Raw genomic sequence first — 15,817 nt, 5'->3', positions numbered from 1 at the left:
ATGGAGGCGCGCTGGCTGACAGTCGGGCCGGTCCAGGAGAACACCTGGATCGCTCGCCTCGAAGGTGCCGAAAAGGCGATCCTGATCGATCCGGGCGACGAGCCGGACACGCTGACGACCGCGCTGGACGACCTGGGCGCGACCGTCGAGGCGATCCTGATCACCCACTGCCACTTCGACCACGTCGGCGCGGTGGCCGAGATGGCGCGCCGCACCGGCGCGCCGGTCTACTGCCCCGAGGGCGAGGTCTTCATCCTCGAGGACATCAACGCCCACATGCGCTTCCCGGGCTTCGGGCCGTTCGAGTCCTATTCGCCCGAGAAGACCGTCAAGGACGGCGACAAGCTCCAGCTCGCCGGCTTCGAGATCGACGTCATCGGCACGCCCGGCCACAGCCGCGACCACGTGACCTACTCGATCCCGGCGGAGAAGGCGATGTTCTCCGGCGACGTGCTCTTTGAGAACTCGATCGGCCGCACCGACCTGCCCGGCGCCGATCACCAGACGCTGCTGGACTCGATCGCGAAGCTGCTCGACACGCTGCCCGACGACACCGGCGTGCTGCCCGGCCACATGGGGCCGACGACGCTCGGCGCCGAGCGGGCGAGCAACCCATTCCTGCGCGAACTCGCCCACCGGTGACGAAGAAGATCCAGGCGCCGCGCGGCACGTATGACGTGCTGCCTTCACTGGCGGACGAGCGCGCCCGCCTCGAGCACACCGCCGCCAAGCTCCTCGGCGCGGCGGGCTACGGCCGCATCGAGACGCCCACCTTCGAGGCGACCCACCTCTTCAGCCGCACGGTGGGGGAGGCGACGGACGTCGTCCAGAAGGAGATGTACACGCTTCAGGACGGCAGCGGCGACAGCCTGACGCTGCGCCCGGAGGGCACCGCGCCCGTCGTCCGCGCCTATCTCGAGCACGGCCTGCACAAGGAGCCGCAGCCGGTCAAGCTCTGGTATCTCTCGCAGTTCTTCCGCTACGAACGCCCGCAGGCCGGCCGGTTCCGCCAGTTCTGGCAGATCGGCGTCGAGGCCATCGGGTCCGCCGACCCGGCCGTGGACGCGGAGGTCATCCTGCTGCTGGCCGAGCTGCTCGAGGCGATCGGGGCGCGCGACGTCCACCTCGTGCTCGCCAGCCTCGGCCAGCCCGAATCCCGCGCGGCCTACCGCGAGGAGCTGATCGCGTACCTGCGGGCGAACGAGGATCAGCTCAGCCGCGAGGTGATCGACCGGATCGACCTCAACCCGCTGCGCGCCTTCGACGCCAAGCACGAACCCACGCAACGGGTGATGGCCAAGGCCCCGCGGCTGATCGACCGGCTGCCGCAGGAGGACCTCGACCACTTCGCCGAGGTCCAGGACCTGCTGCGCGCCTCGGATCTCTCCTACACCGTCGACACGACACTCGTGCGCGGTCTGGACTACTACACGCGCACGCTCTTCGAGTTCCAGTCGGGTGCGCTGGAAGCGGCGCAGAACACGCTCGGCGGCGGTGGCCGCTACGACGGCCTCGCCGAGGCGATCGGCGGGCCGCCCACGCCTGGGATCGGCTGGGCGGCGGGCGTCGAGCGGATGCTCATGGCGTCCACGCAACCGCCGCCGGTCGAGCTTCCGGTCGAGCTCTACGTGGCCTACGAGCCTGGGCACAAGGAGGCCGCGTTCCGCCTGGCCGCCGACGCCCGCCGCGCCGGCCACACGGCAAGACTCGAACTCGCCGGCCGCAGCCTCAAGGGCCAGCTCAAGCAGGCGTCACGCACCCGCGCCCGCTACGTTGCCATCTTCGGCGACGAAGGCGTCCAGCTTCGCGACCGCGACGGCGGTGAGGACAAACTCGTCGCGCCCGAGTCCGTCATGCACCACATCAGGGGACAGATTTGAGACCTCCACGCGCGAACCCGTACCGTGACGCCTGGGCCGGTGAGCTCGACGCCGGACGTGTCGGCGAGAACGTGCGCGTGGCCGGCTGGGTCCACCGCCGGCGCGACCACGGCGGCCTGGTGTTCATCGACCTCCGCGACCGCTCCGGCATCGTCCAGCTCGTCTTCCACCCGGAGACCTCGCCCGAGGCGCATGCTCTGGCGCAGCGCCTGCGGCCCGAGCACGTCGTATCCGCCGCCGGCGAGATCGTCCGGCGCGAGGAGGGCAACGTCAACCCGAACCTGGCCACGGGCGAGATCGAACTGTCGGTCACCGACGCCGAGCACCTGGCCGAGTCGCTGACGCCGCCGTTCGCGATCGACGAGGACGGGCCGGTGGACGAGATGATCCGCCTGCGCAACCGGATGCTCGACCTGCGCCGCGAGAACATGCGCGACGCGATGGTCATGCGCCACACGACCAACCGGGCGATCCGCGACTACCTCAACGCGAACGACTTCCTCGAGATCGAGACGCCGATCCTGACGCGCTCGACGCCCGAGGGCGCGCGCGATTTCCTCGTGCCGTCGCGACTGACCCCGGGGGCGTTTTACGCCTTGCCGCAGTCGCCCCAATTGTTCAAACAGCTTTTGATGATGAGCGGATACGAGCGCTACTACCAGATCGCGCGCTGCTTCCGCGACGAGGATCTGCGCGCCGACCGCCAGCCCGAATTCACGCAGCTGGACCTCGAGATGGGCTTCGTCGAGGAGGAGGACGTCCTCACCACGATCGAGGGCCTGCTCACCCGCGTCTTCGAGGCCGCGAACTTCCCGGCGCCGCCCGCGCCGTGGCGCCGCATGGGCTACGACGAGGCGATGCTCAAGTACGGCTCCGACAAGCCGGACCTGCGCTTCGGCCTGGAGATCGCCGATCTCGCCGACGCCGTCAAGGACACCGAGTTCCGGGTCTTCAAGGGCGTGCTCGAGGGCGGCGGCGTCGTCCGCGGCTTCAACGCGGGTGCGCGCGAGGCGACCCGCGCCGTCGCCGACCAGCTGACCGAGGTCGTCAAGCGCTACGGCGCCGGCGGGCTCGTGTGGGCGGTCGTCCAGGAGGACGGCACGTGGCGCTCGCCCGCGGCGAAGGCGCTGAGCGACGCCGACCGATCCGCCATCGAGGGCGTGCTCGGAGCCAAGGCCGGCGACCTGCTCTGCATCGTGGCCGACGCCAACCCGAACGTCGCCGCCGTCTCGCTCGGCGAGTTGCGGCTGGAGATCGCGCGCCGCTACGACCTGATCCCCGAAGGCCGCCACGAGCTGCTGTGGGTGGTCGACTTCCCGATGTTCGAGTGGAACGCGGGCGAGCAGCGCTGGGACGCGCTCCATCACCCGTTCACGGCGCCGCTGGGCTCGTTCGAGGACCCGGGGTCGCTGCGCTCGCGCGCCTACGACATCGTCCTCGACGGCTCCGAGATCGGCGGCGGGTCGATCCGTATCAACCGCCCCGAGGTCCAGCAGCAGGTCTTCACCGCGCTCGGGATCTCCGAGGAGGAGGCCCAGTCGCGCTTCGGGTTCCTGCTGGACGCGCTCAAATACGGCGCGCCGCCGCACGGCGGCCTCGCGCTCGGCATCGACCGGATCGTGGCGATCCTCGCCAACCGCGACTCGATCCGCGACGTGATCGCCTTCCCGAAGACCGCTTCGGGCTCGGACCCCCTCACCGGCGCGCCGGCCGCGGTGGACGCGGCACAGCTCGCCGAGGTGGGGGTTCGGTTGACGGTCCCGCCGCCTACTTCTTGACGCGCACCGCGCGGGTGGTGACGGTCTTCGTCCCACCCGCGTTGGTCCCGGTGACGGCGCAGCTCAACCGCTTTCCGCGGTCGGCCTTGCGCACCGTGTAGGTCTGCTGCTTCTGGCCCTTGATCGCCTTGCCGCTGCGCTTCCACGCGTAGCTGAGCTTCGGCGCGCCGCTCCAGGTGCCCGCCTTGCAGGTCAGGCGCTTGCCGACTCTCGCCTTGCCCGTGAGGTGCGGCGTCCCGTTCAGCCTGGCGATGTGACCGGTGATCCGGGTCGTGCCGCCGGTGTCCGTTCCCGTCGGTGTCGGGGTCGGCGTCGGCGTCGGGGTCGGGGTCGGGGTGGGGGTGGGGGTCGGAGTGGGCGGCTCGTCGCTCGGCGTCACCGGGAACGTCAGCTCGGCCGTGTCTGTGAAGGTGTCGAAGGCCATCCGCGCGATCGTGTGCGGCTTGAGCCCGAGATCGTCGAACGACGCGCCGAAGCTGAGCTGCTTCCCCGCCGGATCCCAGGTGTAGGGGAGTTTGCGCGCGACCGCCCAGTCCAGCGCGGCGTCGTTCCACCAGGCGAGCTCGACGCGCTGGCCGTCGGCGGCCCGAAAGATGCGGAACCGGCGATCGGCCCCGGCGTGTGACGGATCACCGGTCGACGGGCTTCCGTCCGAGTTGAGGTAGAAGTTCTGGTAGACGCCATCCCAGAACGTGTTGAGCCCCAGCGTCAGCTCGAAGCCGCAGTGGTCGTCCGTCCGAGCCCAGATGTCGGTGATGTCGTTGTCCAGCCCGTCGCCCGCAGGGTCGACCGCGTGGCGCGTCGCGGCTTCTGAACTCGTACAGGGCTCGGTCACCGGCACGTCGGAACTCGGCTCGGCGGGGTACGGATCGCCGAACCAATAGATGAATCGGTCCGGCGTGTAGTAGATCCGAAGGCCGCAGAAGACCTGCGCGCCGACGTCGGCTTGGGTCACCGTGTAGGTCTGGCCCGTCCCGATCGGATTCCCGTTGCGTGTCCACTCGAACACGAACGGCGCAGCCACGGGGAACGTGTATCGGCCCTCGGAGCACGTCAGTTGGTGGCCCGGCTCGAAGGTGCCCGTGATCGCCGATTCCTCGGTCACCGCATCCTGGGGGAAATCTGCGACCCAGAAGATGTGCACCGGGTTCGCCTCCGTGCTGCCGTCGGAGCCGACCGCGCGCACGTACAGGTCCTGGCCGCCGATCTCGCCACGCGCGGGAACGTACGGCGAGACGCACGCGGTCCACGTCTTGCGGGTCCAATCACTGCACTGGAAGGTGGCTGGCTGGTCGGCCTGCCACTCGATCGTCGGAGGTGAGAACCAGTCGGTGCGCGGCGGCGGCGGCACCGTGACGGTGGTCTTCGGAGGAGCTGCGGCCGCGGCGGCGGTCGGTAGACAAGCCAGAACTACACAAGCCAGGGCGAAACGGTGGACCATGGTTCAGCAACCTAGTCGATGCGCGCCAGATTTCGACCGAATGTGCGTCCAGGGTCGGGTCGGCACCCCATGTGACTCAACCTCGGGCTGCGAGATGCCGATTCACTGGTTCGTGAGCCAGATCTCCCAGCCCGTCCGCATCATTCTCATCGGCGCCGTCGTGTTCCTTGCTGCCTGGTTCACGCTCCTGCGTCCGAAGAGCGAGCCGGCCGTCCCGCCGCTGACGACATCCACCACCACCACCGCGCCTCCGGTGTCGACGCCGCAGACCGGCCTCGGCCGTGCCGTCGAGGCGGCCAAGAAGGTCGCGGGCGGGTCCACCGCGACCACCGCCGCGCCCGCCGCGACCGCCGTCGCCGGCAGCAAGGCGACGACGTCCGCTCCGGACGTCAAGTCCCAGCCCGCCCCGATCGCCGCGGTCCCGGCTGAGGCGCTCGCCAAGCTTCCGAAGGACGTCTCCGCCGCGCTGAAGGAGCGCAAGGTGCTCGTGCTCGGCGTGCTGTCGGAGGACGCCAAGCCGTGGCGCCCCCTCGCCGACGACGACCGCTACGTCCGCAACGAGCTCAAGAAGGCCAACCGCTACGACGGCGAGGTCGTCGTCAAGCAGGTGGCGCTCGACAAGCTCTCGACCTACGGCGCGCTCGTCAATGACCTCGGCGTCACGCAGAGCCCGACGATCGTCGTCATCGACCGCGACCTGAAGGGCTCGGTCCTCACCGGCTACGCCGACACGGTGTCGATCAATCAGGTGATCGCCGACGCGCGTCGCGCCAGCATCCAGCCGAATCACACGAACGCGTACCTGCGCGACATCAACTCGCTGTGCACCGACCAGAACACCCGCCAGGAGCGGTGGTCGGGCCCGACGGTCCCGGGCCGGCCCGCACGGGTCAAGTCCTACAAGCGCGCCCTGGCACTCACGGTCGACTACCGCAGTGGCATCAAGCGTCTGGCCGCTCCCGCCAAGTTCAAGAGCTTCAAGACCACATTCCTGAAGGCGACGGACATCGACATCAAGCTGCTTCGGAAGTTCGTGAAGGCCGGCAAGTCGAAGTCGATCTACGACGATGTCGCCATCCACTACACGGCGGACGAGCGCAAGGCCTGGCGGACGTTCGACAAGAAAGCGAACGACCTCGGCGCGACCGCCTGCGCCATCAATCGCGCCAAATAGAATCTGCGGTCGATGGACCGCGAGCGCTTCACTGAACACCTCGCCGCGCCCATGGGGCGCGGCGTCGTGCTTTCCGGGGGTTTCGACGGGCACGCCGGCGGCGTGCTGTGCGGCGACCTCGTGCGGATCTCCGTCCGCGTGGCGGGCGACCGCGTCGTCGAGGCCGGGTTCGATGCCGAGGGCTGCGGCGCACTCACCGCGGCCGCCAGCGCGGCCGTGACGCTCGTCTCAGGCGAGCTGCTGCTCGAGGCCGGGCGGGTGGGAACGCGCGAGATCGCCGCGGAGCTGGGCGGGCTCTCGCCGGGCAAGCTGCACGCCGCCGACCTCGTCGGGGACGCGCTGCACCGAGCCCTGGGCGCCGCCTGCATCGACGCCGCCGTGCCGCTCGATCCCCGCCGGACGCTGGTCGCGATGAGCGGTGGGGTGGACTCCGCTGTCGCCGCGCTGCTCGTCTCCCGCGCCGGGCGCGAGGCCGTCGCGGTGACGCTCGAGCTCTGGCGCGACGAGGAGAACGACGCCGCGGCGTCCTGCTGCTCGGCCGACGCGGTCCGACTCGCCCGCTCGGTCGCGCACCGGATGGGCATGCCGCACTTCACGCTCGACCTGCGCGAGGAGTTTCGCGCGGGCGTCGTCGACCCGTTCCTGAACGGCTACGGATCGGGGGAGACGCCGAACCCGTGCGTCGGCTGCAACGGGCACGTCCGGCTCGACGCGATGCTCGACATGGCGACGCGCCTGGGCGCCGCCGACCTCGCCACGGGCCACTACTCGCGGGTCACGCCGGACGGGCTGCTGCGGGTCGCCGCCGACCCGGCCAAGGACCAGACCTACATGCTCGCCGCGCTGGCGCCGGAGTCGATCGCCCGCATGCGCTTTCCGCTCGCCGAGCTGACCAAGCCGGAGGTGCGGGCGCTGGCCTCCGAGGCCGAGCTGCCGGTCGCCACCCGCGCCGAGTCACAGGATCTCTGCTTCCTCGCCGGGACCGGCAAGGCCCGCTTCCTGCAGCGGCACGCCGGCCTGGAAGACGCCCCTGGGGAGATCGTGTCCTCGGGCGGGGAGGTCCTCGGTGAGCACGACGGCTTCCAGCACTTCACCGTCGGCCAGCGCAAGGGGCTGGGCGTCGCGGCCGTCGAGCCGCTCTACGTGCTGCGGACCGAGGCGGGTGCGAATCGCGTCGTCGTCGGCTCGCGGGCCGAGCTGGCGGTCGACCGCGTGGCCGTTCGTGGCGCTCGCCTGCACCGTCCGGGGGCCGAGGTCGACGCCGTCCGGCTGCGCTACCACTCCCGCGCAGTCCCCTGCCGCGTGGCCGGATCCCCGCCTGTGGGAACCCATCGCGAACTCGAATTGGAACTCTCTGAACCCTTCTACGGTGCGGCTCCGGGGCAGTCGGCTTGCCTATTGCGGGGGGACGTCATCGTCGGGTGGGCCACAATAGTCACACGATGACTCGCGAAGAGATGCTCCAACACCTACAGGACGACGTAGACGCCTGGCCCCAATCCGTCAAGGACGCCGGCGTCAAGAACGCGGCTGGTTCGGCGTTCCGTCCGGTCGCCCGCAACAACGAGATCCTTCGCACCGAGAACCCCGAGGCGACGTACGCCTACATGATCGCCGCGTGGGAGGCCGAGGGCGCCGAGGAAGGCTCCAACGGCTGGGTCCGCGTGATCGAGCAGGCCGGCCCGGAGTTCACGTGGGAATACCTCATGGCTGATCCGGACAAGCCGTACGCGTCGCTGTTCGACGAGGTCCGCCCGCGTGTGCAGGCGGCGCTCGAGAACCACGAGTCGACCGCGGTGTGGGCGGAGAAGGTGCGCATCAACCAGGAGGCCGACGACGCGCAGAACGAGCGCATCCGCCGTATCCAGGACGAGATGCGCAGCGGGAAGCGGAGCCGCCTGCGGATGTAGCGTCAGCGCGTGGCCAGGTGCCACGCGGCGACCGAGGCGGCGTCGCGGATCTCGTTGGCGGCGATCATCCGCTCGACCTCGGCACGCTGAAAGCGGCGGGCGATCAGGCCCTGCTCCGTGTGCTCCAGCGCGCGTTCGCCCTCCGTGAGGTCCGACGCGCGCCACACGTCGACGGGCTGATTGGAGATTCCGTACGCGAAGTACAACCGGCCGAGCGGCTGCAGACGCTCGGCCCGCAGCCCGGTCTCCTCCATCAGCTCGGCTCGCGCGAGCGCCTCCGCCGACTCCGGCGCGGTCTCCTCCCACGAGCCCTGCGGGAACTCCCAGAAGCGCTCGCCGACCGGGTGGCGGTACTGCTGCACCAGCCACACGTGGTCCTGCTCGAGCGGCACGACGATCGCCGACGCCGGTTTCTCGATCCAGCCATAGAGGCCGGGCGTGCCGTCGGGGAGCTCCGTGAGGTCCTCGTGGACCCGCATCCAGCGGTTCTCGTAGACCACTCGTGTCGAGGTGACTCGCATCGTGGGCGGCAGCCTAGACTCACCGGCGTGACATCCGACGAGATCCGCAACCGCTTTCTGACCTTCTTCGAGAGCCGCGACCACAAGCGCCTCGCGTCCGGTTCGCTGGTGCCCGCCGAACACGATCCGTCGGTCCTGCTCACGACCGCGGGGATGCACCCGCTCAAGCCGTACTTCCAGGGCCGTGAGAAGCCGCCGCACCACCGCCTCACGAGCTGTCAGAAGTGCTTCCGCACGCCGGACATCGACCAGGTCGGCCTGACCACGCGCCACCTGACGTTCTTCGAGATGCTCGGCAACTTCTCGATGGGGGACTACTTCAAGGAGGGCGCGATCGCGTTCGCCTGGGAGCTGTCGCTGGAGGGCTTCGGCTTCAACCCGGACGACATCTGGGTCACGGTCTTCGAGGGCGACGAGGAGCTCGGTCTCGGCCCGGACCAGGAGGCGATCGACGCGTGGCTGAAGATCGGGGTGCCGCGTGAGCGGATCGTCGAGTGCCCGCGCTCGGAGAACTTCTGGCAGGCCGGCCCGACCGGTCCCTGCGGTCCCTGCAGCGAGCTCTACCTCGATCGCGGCCTCGCGTTCGGTAAGGAAGATGATCTTCCCGGCGGCGAGAACGAGCGGTTCCTCGAGTATTGGAACCTCGTCTTCATGCAGTTCGAGCAGAACCCGGTGAACACGCTGACGCCGCTGCCGGCGCAGAACATCGACACCGGCCTCGGCCTCAACCGGCTCGCGGCGATCCTCCAGGGCGTCACGAGCGTGTTCGACACGGACCAGTTCATCCCGCTGATCAAGCTGGGCGAGGAGCTCTCGGGCAAGGCCGCCGGCTCGTCGGAGGACGTCGACCGCGCGCTGCGCGTCCTCGCCGACCACACCCGCGGGATGTCGTTCCTGATCGCCGACGGCGTCGTCCCGTCCAACGAGGACCGCGGCTACGTGCTGCGCCGCCTGATGCGCCGCGCGATCGTCCAGGGGCGGCGGATCGGCATCGCGCCGGGCTTCCTGCCGCGCTACGCGGAAGTCGTCCGCGAGACGATGGGCGCCCACTACGGCGAGCTGCTGGAGCAGGCCGACACCGTCGACATGTGGCTGCGCAACGAGGAGGAGGCGTTCAACCGCACCCTCGAGTCCGGCCTGAAGATGCTCGACGACGTGATCGCGCGTGCCGCCGCCAACGGCGAGGAGGGCATCGGCGCCGACGAGGCCTTCAAGCTGCACGACACGTTCGGCTTCCCGTTCGACCTCACGCTGGAGCTGGCCGCGGAGCGCGGGCTGGGCGTGGACGAGCAGGGCTTTGAGTCCTTGATGGAGGAGCAGCGCGTCCGGGCGCGCGCCTCGGCGGGCCGCGAGGGCGGGGAGGACGTGCGCGAGAAGCTGCGCACCTTCGCCGCGACCGCGGGCGCTCCGTCGGTCTTCACCGGCTACGAGACGACCGAGCAGACGACGGCGATCGCCGGCGTGACGGTCGAGAACGGCCGCGTGCTGGCCAAGCTCGTCGAGTCGCCGTTCTACGCCACCGGCGGCGGGCAGGTCCACGACGGCGGCGTGATCGAGTGCGAGGACGGCGGCTGCAGCGCCAAGGTCGTCGACGTCGTGCGCCTCGGCGACGATCAGGCGCTGGTGCTCGAGCCGCTGACCGGCGAGCTGCACGACGGCGAGCGGGTGTTCGCGCGCGTCGATCGGCACGCCCGCCGCGCGACCGAGTGCAACCACACGGCGACGCACCTGCTGCACGCGGCGCTGCGCGAGCGCCTCGGCACCCACGTCCACCAGGCCGGCTCCTACGTCGGGCCGGACAAGCTGCGCTTCGACTTCACCCACGGCTCGCCGTTGAGCGAAGAGGACCGCGCGTGGGTCGAGGACCGCGTCAACGCGATGGTCCTCGAGAACCAGCCGGTGCGGGCGCTGACGACGACGTTGGACGAGGCGAAGTCGCTGGGCGCGATGGCGCTGTTCGGCGAGAAGTACGGCGACGTCGTGCGGATGGTCGAGGTGGGCGGCGGCGACTGGTCGCGCGAGCTGTGCGGCGGCACCCACGTGCGCGCCACGGCCGAGATCGGCGTCTTCAAGATCACGCAGGAGACCTCCAGCGCCGCCAACGTGCGCCGGATCGAAGCGGTCACCGGTCCGCTGGGCATCGGCCTGCTGCGCAAGCACGACCGCGTCCTGCACGACGCCGCGATCGCCCTGCGCACGCAGCCCGACGCGGTCGCCGACGTCGCCGCGGCGGCGGTCAAGAAGCGCCGCGAGCTCGAGAAGCAGCTGGAGTCGGGCGCGACGGCGGCGGCGGTCGCGGCCGCGCCGACGGAGATCGTCGACATCGACGGGATCCGCGCGGTGTTCGAGATCCGCAACGTGCCCAACCCGAAGGCGCTGCCGGACATGGCGGACCGCTTGAAGAACGAGCTCGGCGATCCCGCCGTGGTCGTCCTCGGCGCGCCGGGGGAGGGCCGCGCGTCGCTGCTCGTGGCCGTCACGCCGGGCGCGATCTCGCGCGGCGTCAAGGCCGGCGCGGTCGTGAAGGTCGCGGCGGCGGCGGTCGGCGGTGGCGGCGGCGGGCGCGACAACATGGCCCAGGCGGGCGGCAAGGACCCGGACAAGCTGCCGGACGCCCTGGCCGCGGCGCGCGCCGAGATCGAGCGCGCGCTCGCCGGCTGAGTGCGCGTCGTCGCGCTCGACTACGGCTCGGCGCGCTGCGGCGTCGCGGTCAGCGATCCCTCTGGGACGCTCGCGACGCCGCGTGACCCGGTGCTGCGGCCTCAGACCAAGAACGGCTTCAAGGCGCTGAAGGCGGCGATCCGCGAGCTGGAGGCCGAGCGGGTGGTCGTCGGGCTCCCGCTCTCGCTCTCCGGGCGCGACTCCGCGCAGACGATCGAGGTGCGTGAGTTCGCCGAGCGGCTGGCGCGCGCGATCGACGTGCCGGTCGAGCTCTACGACGAGCGGTTCACGACTTCGCTGGCGCTCCAAGCGGGCGGAAAAGCATCGCTCGACTCGCGTGCGGCGGCAACCCTATTGGACGAATGGCTACGCCTGCCGATTAGAGAGGAGAACCCGCCGCAAGCCTGACCCTCCGGAGACCTCCTCGATGAACCCCCTGACCAACCCGCCATCCAACACGGCCGACGCCGTGATGGCGGAAGCGGCAGCGGGCCCCGTCGACGCCCTCGACGCGATCCTGCGCCAGATCGTCAACGGGTACTTCGTCCTCACCGACGGCCAGGGATCGGTCTCCAAGTGGTCCGAGCCGGCGGAGCTGCTCTTCGATCAGCCGTCCGAGTCCATCCTCGGGCAGAACTTCTTCGCCTCGCTGATCGGCGGCACGCTGCCGCCCGCGGGTCAGGCGTGGCGCGAGTTCCTCGACCTCGCCGAGCCGCCGCGCGTCTCCGGCTCGGTGCAGCTGGTCGGCCGTCGCGGCGACGGCGACGAGTTCCCGATGGAGGCCGTCTTCGTCCCGGTCAAGCTCGACGAGGGCTTCGACTTCTCGCTCTTCCTCGAGGACCTCTCCTTCGAGCTGCCGCTGAACCTGATGCTGCTGCGCATGCGCCAGCAGCACCCGGTCGTGGTCCGCGCGCTGAAGGCCGCGATCGAGCCCGAGGTCCAGCCGTGGGAGGGCTGGCGGACCGCCGGCACGCTCGTCATCTTCCGCCCGCTGCAGGCGACGCCGTGGGTCGAGGCCGAGCTCGCCCGCCGCGAGGCCGAGCGCGCGCTCGCCGACGCGGAGACCGAAGAGCGGCTCGCGCACACCGATCCGGGCATCCAGGGCGACTTCCGCGACCTCGACGACGCCGCCGCGGTCGTCGCGCGGCTGCTCAGCGCCGTCGAGCGCATCGACGAGCTCGAGCGCGTCGCGGGCGGCCTGCCCGCCCAGCTCGACGAGGCGCGCCGTGAGGCCGAGCGCCGTGGCGCGGCCGCCGACCGCGCCGCCGAAGCGCTGCGCGGCGAGATCCAGCGTGCGCTGTCCGGCGTGCCGTCCGAGCTCGACCGCCACGAGCAGCTCGCCCGCCTGGAGCGGCTCGAGCGGGCGCAGCACGACGATTCCGGACGCCAGGCGCTGGCGAACGCCGAGGCCGCCTCGGCCCGGCTGGCCGCCCGCCTGGACCAGTTCGAGCGCGACCGCGCTTCCGCCGAGGCGCGCGCCGACGGCCGCCTGGCCGACGCCGTCGCCGCCGCCGAGAAGCGCGCGGTCGACGCGATCGCCGAGTCCGCCCGCCGCTTCGAGGCCCGTCTCGGCGGCGCCGACGTCTCGTCCCAGCTGGAGACGCTGCGCGCCGAGCACGAGGAGGCCGCACAAGTCGCCCGTGAGGAGCTCGCCGCGACGCTGGAGCGCCTGGAGCGCGAACGCGAGCGGGAACGAGAGGCCTCGCGCGCCGAGTTGTCGGCCGCTTTGGAGCGCGTCGAGCAGGTGCAGCGCGGCGCCGACGCCGTCCGCGAGCAGCTCTCCGCCGTCACCGTCGAGCGCGCCGCCGCCCAAGGGCTGGCCGGCGACGATCGCCGCCGCCTGGACGACCTGACCCGCGACGCCGAGACGCTCCGCGCCCGTGTCGAGGCGATGCGCGAGCAGGACCTCGCGGGTGAGCTTGCTTCGCTGCGTGAGGTCGTCGAGCGCCACGAGGCGCGCGGCGCCGAGATCGCCGCGCTGCGCGAGGACGTCGCGCGCACCTCCTCCGCCCTCGGGGACCTCGATGTCCTGCGTGAGGCCGTCGCGCGCCACGAGTCCGCCGCCGGCGACACCGTCGCGCGCCACGAGGCGCTGTCGGCGATGGTCGCGGCGCTGCGCGAGGCGGTCGAGAACCAGGGCGACGTCGCCGAGCTGCGCTCCGCGGTGGCCGATGTCGCCGCACTGCGCGAGTCGCTGACGCGCCAGGAGGAGGCCGCCGCCGAGGTCGCTGCGCTGCGCGAGACGCTCGAGCGCCACGAGGCCGCCTCCGCGGACCTTGCCGCCGCGTCGGACGTCGATGCGTTGCGCGAGCTGGTCGAGCGCAACCAGGCCGCCGCGGGCGACATCGCGACGCTGCGCGAGGCGGTTGCCCGCCACGAGTCCGCCGCGGGCGACACCGCCGCGCGCCACGACGCGCTGTCCGGGATGGTCGCGGCTCTGCGCGAGGCCGTCGCGGGTGGCGGCGCCGCCGCCGGCGACGTGGCCGAGCTGCGGGCGGCCGTCGAGCGCCAGGAGTCGGTGACGGCGCAGTTCGCCGAGTTCCGCGAGGCGCTGGCCGACGTCGCCGCGCTGCGTGAGCAGGTCGCCCGCCACGAGGCCGCGGCGGATGAGATCTTCGCGCTGCGTGAGGCCGTCGCGCGCCACGAGGCCGTGACGGGCGAGATCGCTGCGCTGCGCGAGGCGGCGGGCGACGTCGCCGCGGTCCGCGAGGCGGTTTCCCGCCAGGAGGCGGCCGCGAGTGAGATCGCGACGCTGCGCGAGGCCATCGCGCGCCATGAGGCGGCAACGGATGAGCTCGCCGCGCTGCGTGAGACGGTCGCGCGCCACGAGGAGACCGCGGGTGAGGTTGCGGGGCTGCGCGAGGCTGCCGCGCGCCGTGAGGCCGACGCGGACGAGCTGCGAGCGCGCACGGAGTCGGCGGCCGGCGAGATCGCGGCGCTGCGCGATGCGGTCGCGCGTCAAGAGGCCGCGGCGGATGAGATCTTCGCGCTGCGCGAGACCGTGGCCCGCCATGAGGGCGCCGCCGGCGAGATCGCGGAGCTGCGTGAGGCCGTCGCACGACGTGACGCCGACGGCGGCGAGCTTGCGGCGCTGCGTGAGACGGTTGCGCGCCATGAGGGCGCCGCCGGTGAGCTCGCGGAGCTGCGTGACGCGGTTACGCGCCACGAGGGCGCTGCCGGCGAGATCGCGGAGCTGCGTGAGGCCGTCGCACGACGTGACGCCGACGGCGACGAGCTTGCGGCGCTGCGCGAGGCGGTTACCCGCCATGAGGACGCAGCCGGTGAGCTCGCGGAGCTGCGCGAGACGGTCGCGCGCCATGAGGACGCCGCGCGGGAGCTGCCGGCGCTGCGCGACGCGGTCGCGCGCCACGAGTCCACCTCCGGTGACACCGTCGCGCGCCACGAGGCGCTCTCCGCGATGGTCGCGGCGCTGCGCGAGGCCGTCGAGCGCCAGGAGTCCGCATCGGGCGACATCGCCCACGCCTCTGAGCTCGCGGCGCTGCGCGAGGCCGTCGCCCGCCACGACTCGGCGGCCGCCGAAGTCGCCGAGCTGCGCGAAGCCGTCGCCCGGCAGGACGCCGCCGCGGGCCAGATCGCGTCGCTGAGCGCGTTCGTCGCGGGCCACGCGTCGCTCGCCGACCAGGTCGCCCAGCTCCAGAGCGAGACGAGTGCCGTTCCGGCCGAGGTCGCCGAGCTGCGCCGCGCCCTGGCCGAGCTGCGCCTGCAGCTCAACCAGCAGGAGCAGGTCGCCGAGCGCGTCGCCGACCAGGAGACCGTCGAGCGCGAGGTCCAGAGCCTCGTCGGCGACACCCAGCGCCAGATCGCCGCGCTGCACGCACGGATCGCCGTCCTCGGCGATGCGAGCCGCGAGTTCGCGGGTGTGCGCGACGAGCTCGCCCGCCGCGACGAGGTCGAAGCGCTCGCCCGCCGGATCGACGGCACCGTCTCCAACGACGAGCTCGCCGCGCTGCACGCCCGCATCGACGCACTGCCGGCGAGCGACGAGCTCTCCGAGCTGCGCCGCCGCGTCGACGGCCTCGCCGCGAGCGACGACGTCGCCGAGCTCCATCAGCGCCTCGATCTCGCCCACGACTCGCTCGCCGCCCGGATCGACGATCTCGCCTCCGGTGACGAGGTCCACGAGCTGCGTTCGCGCCTCGAAGGCCTCGCCGACCTGCGCGGCCGGATCGACTCCCTCGCCGGGCGCGACGAAGTCGCCGAGCTGCGTTCCCACCTCGAGGGGCTCGCTTCGCGCGACGACGTCGCCGGCCGCGGTGAGCTCGACGAGCTGCGCGCCCGCGTCGACGGTCTCGCCGCGCGCGACGAGGTCGCCGAGCTGCGTTCCCACCTCGAGGGCCTCGCTTCGCGCGACGACGTCGCCGGCCGTGATGAGCTCGACGAGCTGCGCGCCCGCGTCGACGGTCTCGCCGCGCGCGACGAGGTCGCCGAGCT

General features: G+C 71.8%; 11 protein-coding genes. 9 read left to right on the top strand and 2 right to left on the bottom strand.

The window, feature by feature from the left end; all coding sequences use genetic code 11:
* From OM076_RS37210 to aspS, 3 genes are read left to right on the top strand one after another with little or no spacing between them, the layout of a single operon-like run.
* A complete protein-coding gene (locus OM076_RS37210; RefSeq protein ID WP_270045249.1) occupies nucleotides 1-642 on the top strand; it encodes an MBL fold metallo-hydrolase in 642 nt (213 codons plus the stop codon).
* Nucleotides 639-1,880, top strand: coding sequence for a histidine--tRNA ligase (gene hisS, locus OM076_RS37205; RefSeq protein ID WP_270045248.1), 1,242 nt, complete (start codon nucleotides 639-641; stop codon nucleotides 1,878-1,880). Before OM076_RS37210 ends, hisS begins: the two co-directional genes overlap by 4 nt.
* The gene (gene aspS / locus OM076_RS37200) at nucleotides 1,877-3,658 is read left to right on the top strand and encodes an aspartate--tRNA ligase (RefSeq protein WP_270045247.1); all 1,782 of its coding nucleotides are present in this window, start codon (nucleotides 1,877-1,879) and stop codon (nucleotides 3,656-3,658) included. The genes hisS and aspS overlap by 4 nt, the downstream gene beginning before the upstream one ends.
* Here aspS and OM076_RS37195 read toward each other — a convergent pair.
* Complete coding sequence (locus OM076_RS37195; RefSeq protein ID WP_270045246.1) at nucleotides 3,648-5,009, bottom strand: hypothetical protein; 1,362 nt, start codon at nucleotides 5,007-5,009, stop codon at nucleotides 3,648-3,650. The genes aspS and OM076_RS37195 overlap by 11 nt on opposite strands.
* 184 nt (nucleotides 5,010-5,193) lie before the next feature.
* Between OM076_RS37195 and OM076_RS37190 the strand changes: the two genes are divergently transcribed.
* The 3 genes from OM076_RS37190 to OM076_RS37180 are packed head-to-tail and all read left to right on the top strand — an operon-like array spanning nucleotide 5,194 to nucleotide 8,183.
* On the top strand, nucleotides 5,194-6,273 hold the full coding sequence (locus tag OM076_RS37190; protein WP_270045245.1) for a hypothetical protein: 1,080 nt from the start codon (nucleotides 5,194-5,196) through the stop codon (nucleotides 6,271-6,273).
* 12 nt (nucleotides 6,274-6,285) lie between these two features.
* Entirely contained in the window at nucleotides 6,286-7,719 is a 1,434-nt protein-coding gene (mnmA, locus tag OM076_RS37185; RefSeq protein ID WP_270045244.1) for a tRNA 2-thiouridine(34) synthase MnmA, read from the top strand.
* Nucleotides 7,716-8,183: a hypothetical protein gene (locus OM076_RS37180; protein WP_270045243.1), complete on the top strand. Its 468-nt coding sequence runs from the start codon at nucleotides 7,716-7,718 to the stop codon at nucleotides 8,181-8,183. The genes mnmA and OM076_RS37180 overlap by 4 nt, the downstream gene beginning before the upstream one ends.
* 2 nt (nucleotides 8,184-8,185) lie before the next feature.
* Here the strand turns inward: OM076_RS37180 and OM076_RS37175 are convergent, their stop codons facing one another.
* Nucleotides 8,186-8,704: an NUDIX domain-containing protein gene (locus OM076_RS37175; RefSeq protein WP_270045242.1), complete on the bottom strand. Its 519-nt coding sequence runs from the start codon at nucleotides 8,702-8,704 to the stop codon at nucleotides 8,186-8,188.
* Between the two features lie 27 nt (nucleotides 8,705-8,731).
* On the opposite strand from OM076_RS37175, the gene alaS reads away from it, so the two are divergent.
* The 3 genes from alaS to OM076_RS37160 all read left to right on the top strand — a co-directional run.
* Nucleotides 8,732-11,365 carry an alanine--tRNA ligase gene (alaS, locus tag OM076_RS37170; RefSeq protein ID WP_270045241.1) on the top strand — a complete coding sequence of 878 codons (2,634 nt, stop codon included), beginning with the start codon at nucleotides 8,732-8,734 and terminating at the stop codon, nucleotides 11,363-11,365.
* Entirely contained in the window at nucleotides 11,366-11,773 is a 408-nt protein-coding gene (gene ruvX / locus OM076_RS37165) for a Holliday junction resolvase RuvX (RefSeq protein ID WP_270045240.1), read from the top strand.
* Between the two features lie 19 nt (nucleotides 11,774-11,792).
* Nucleotides 11,793-15,817 (top strand): coiled-coil domain-containing protein (locus OM076_RS37160; RefSeq protein WP_270045239.1); only part of this gene is annotated, 4,025 nt, incomplete at its 3' end.

Source organism: Solirubrobacter ginsenosidimutans (assembly GCF_027587205.1).
Note: the sequence above shows the minus strand (reverse complement) of the source record. Positions and strands in the feature narration are given on the sequence as shown.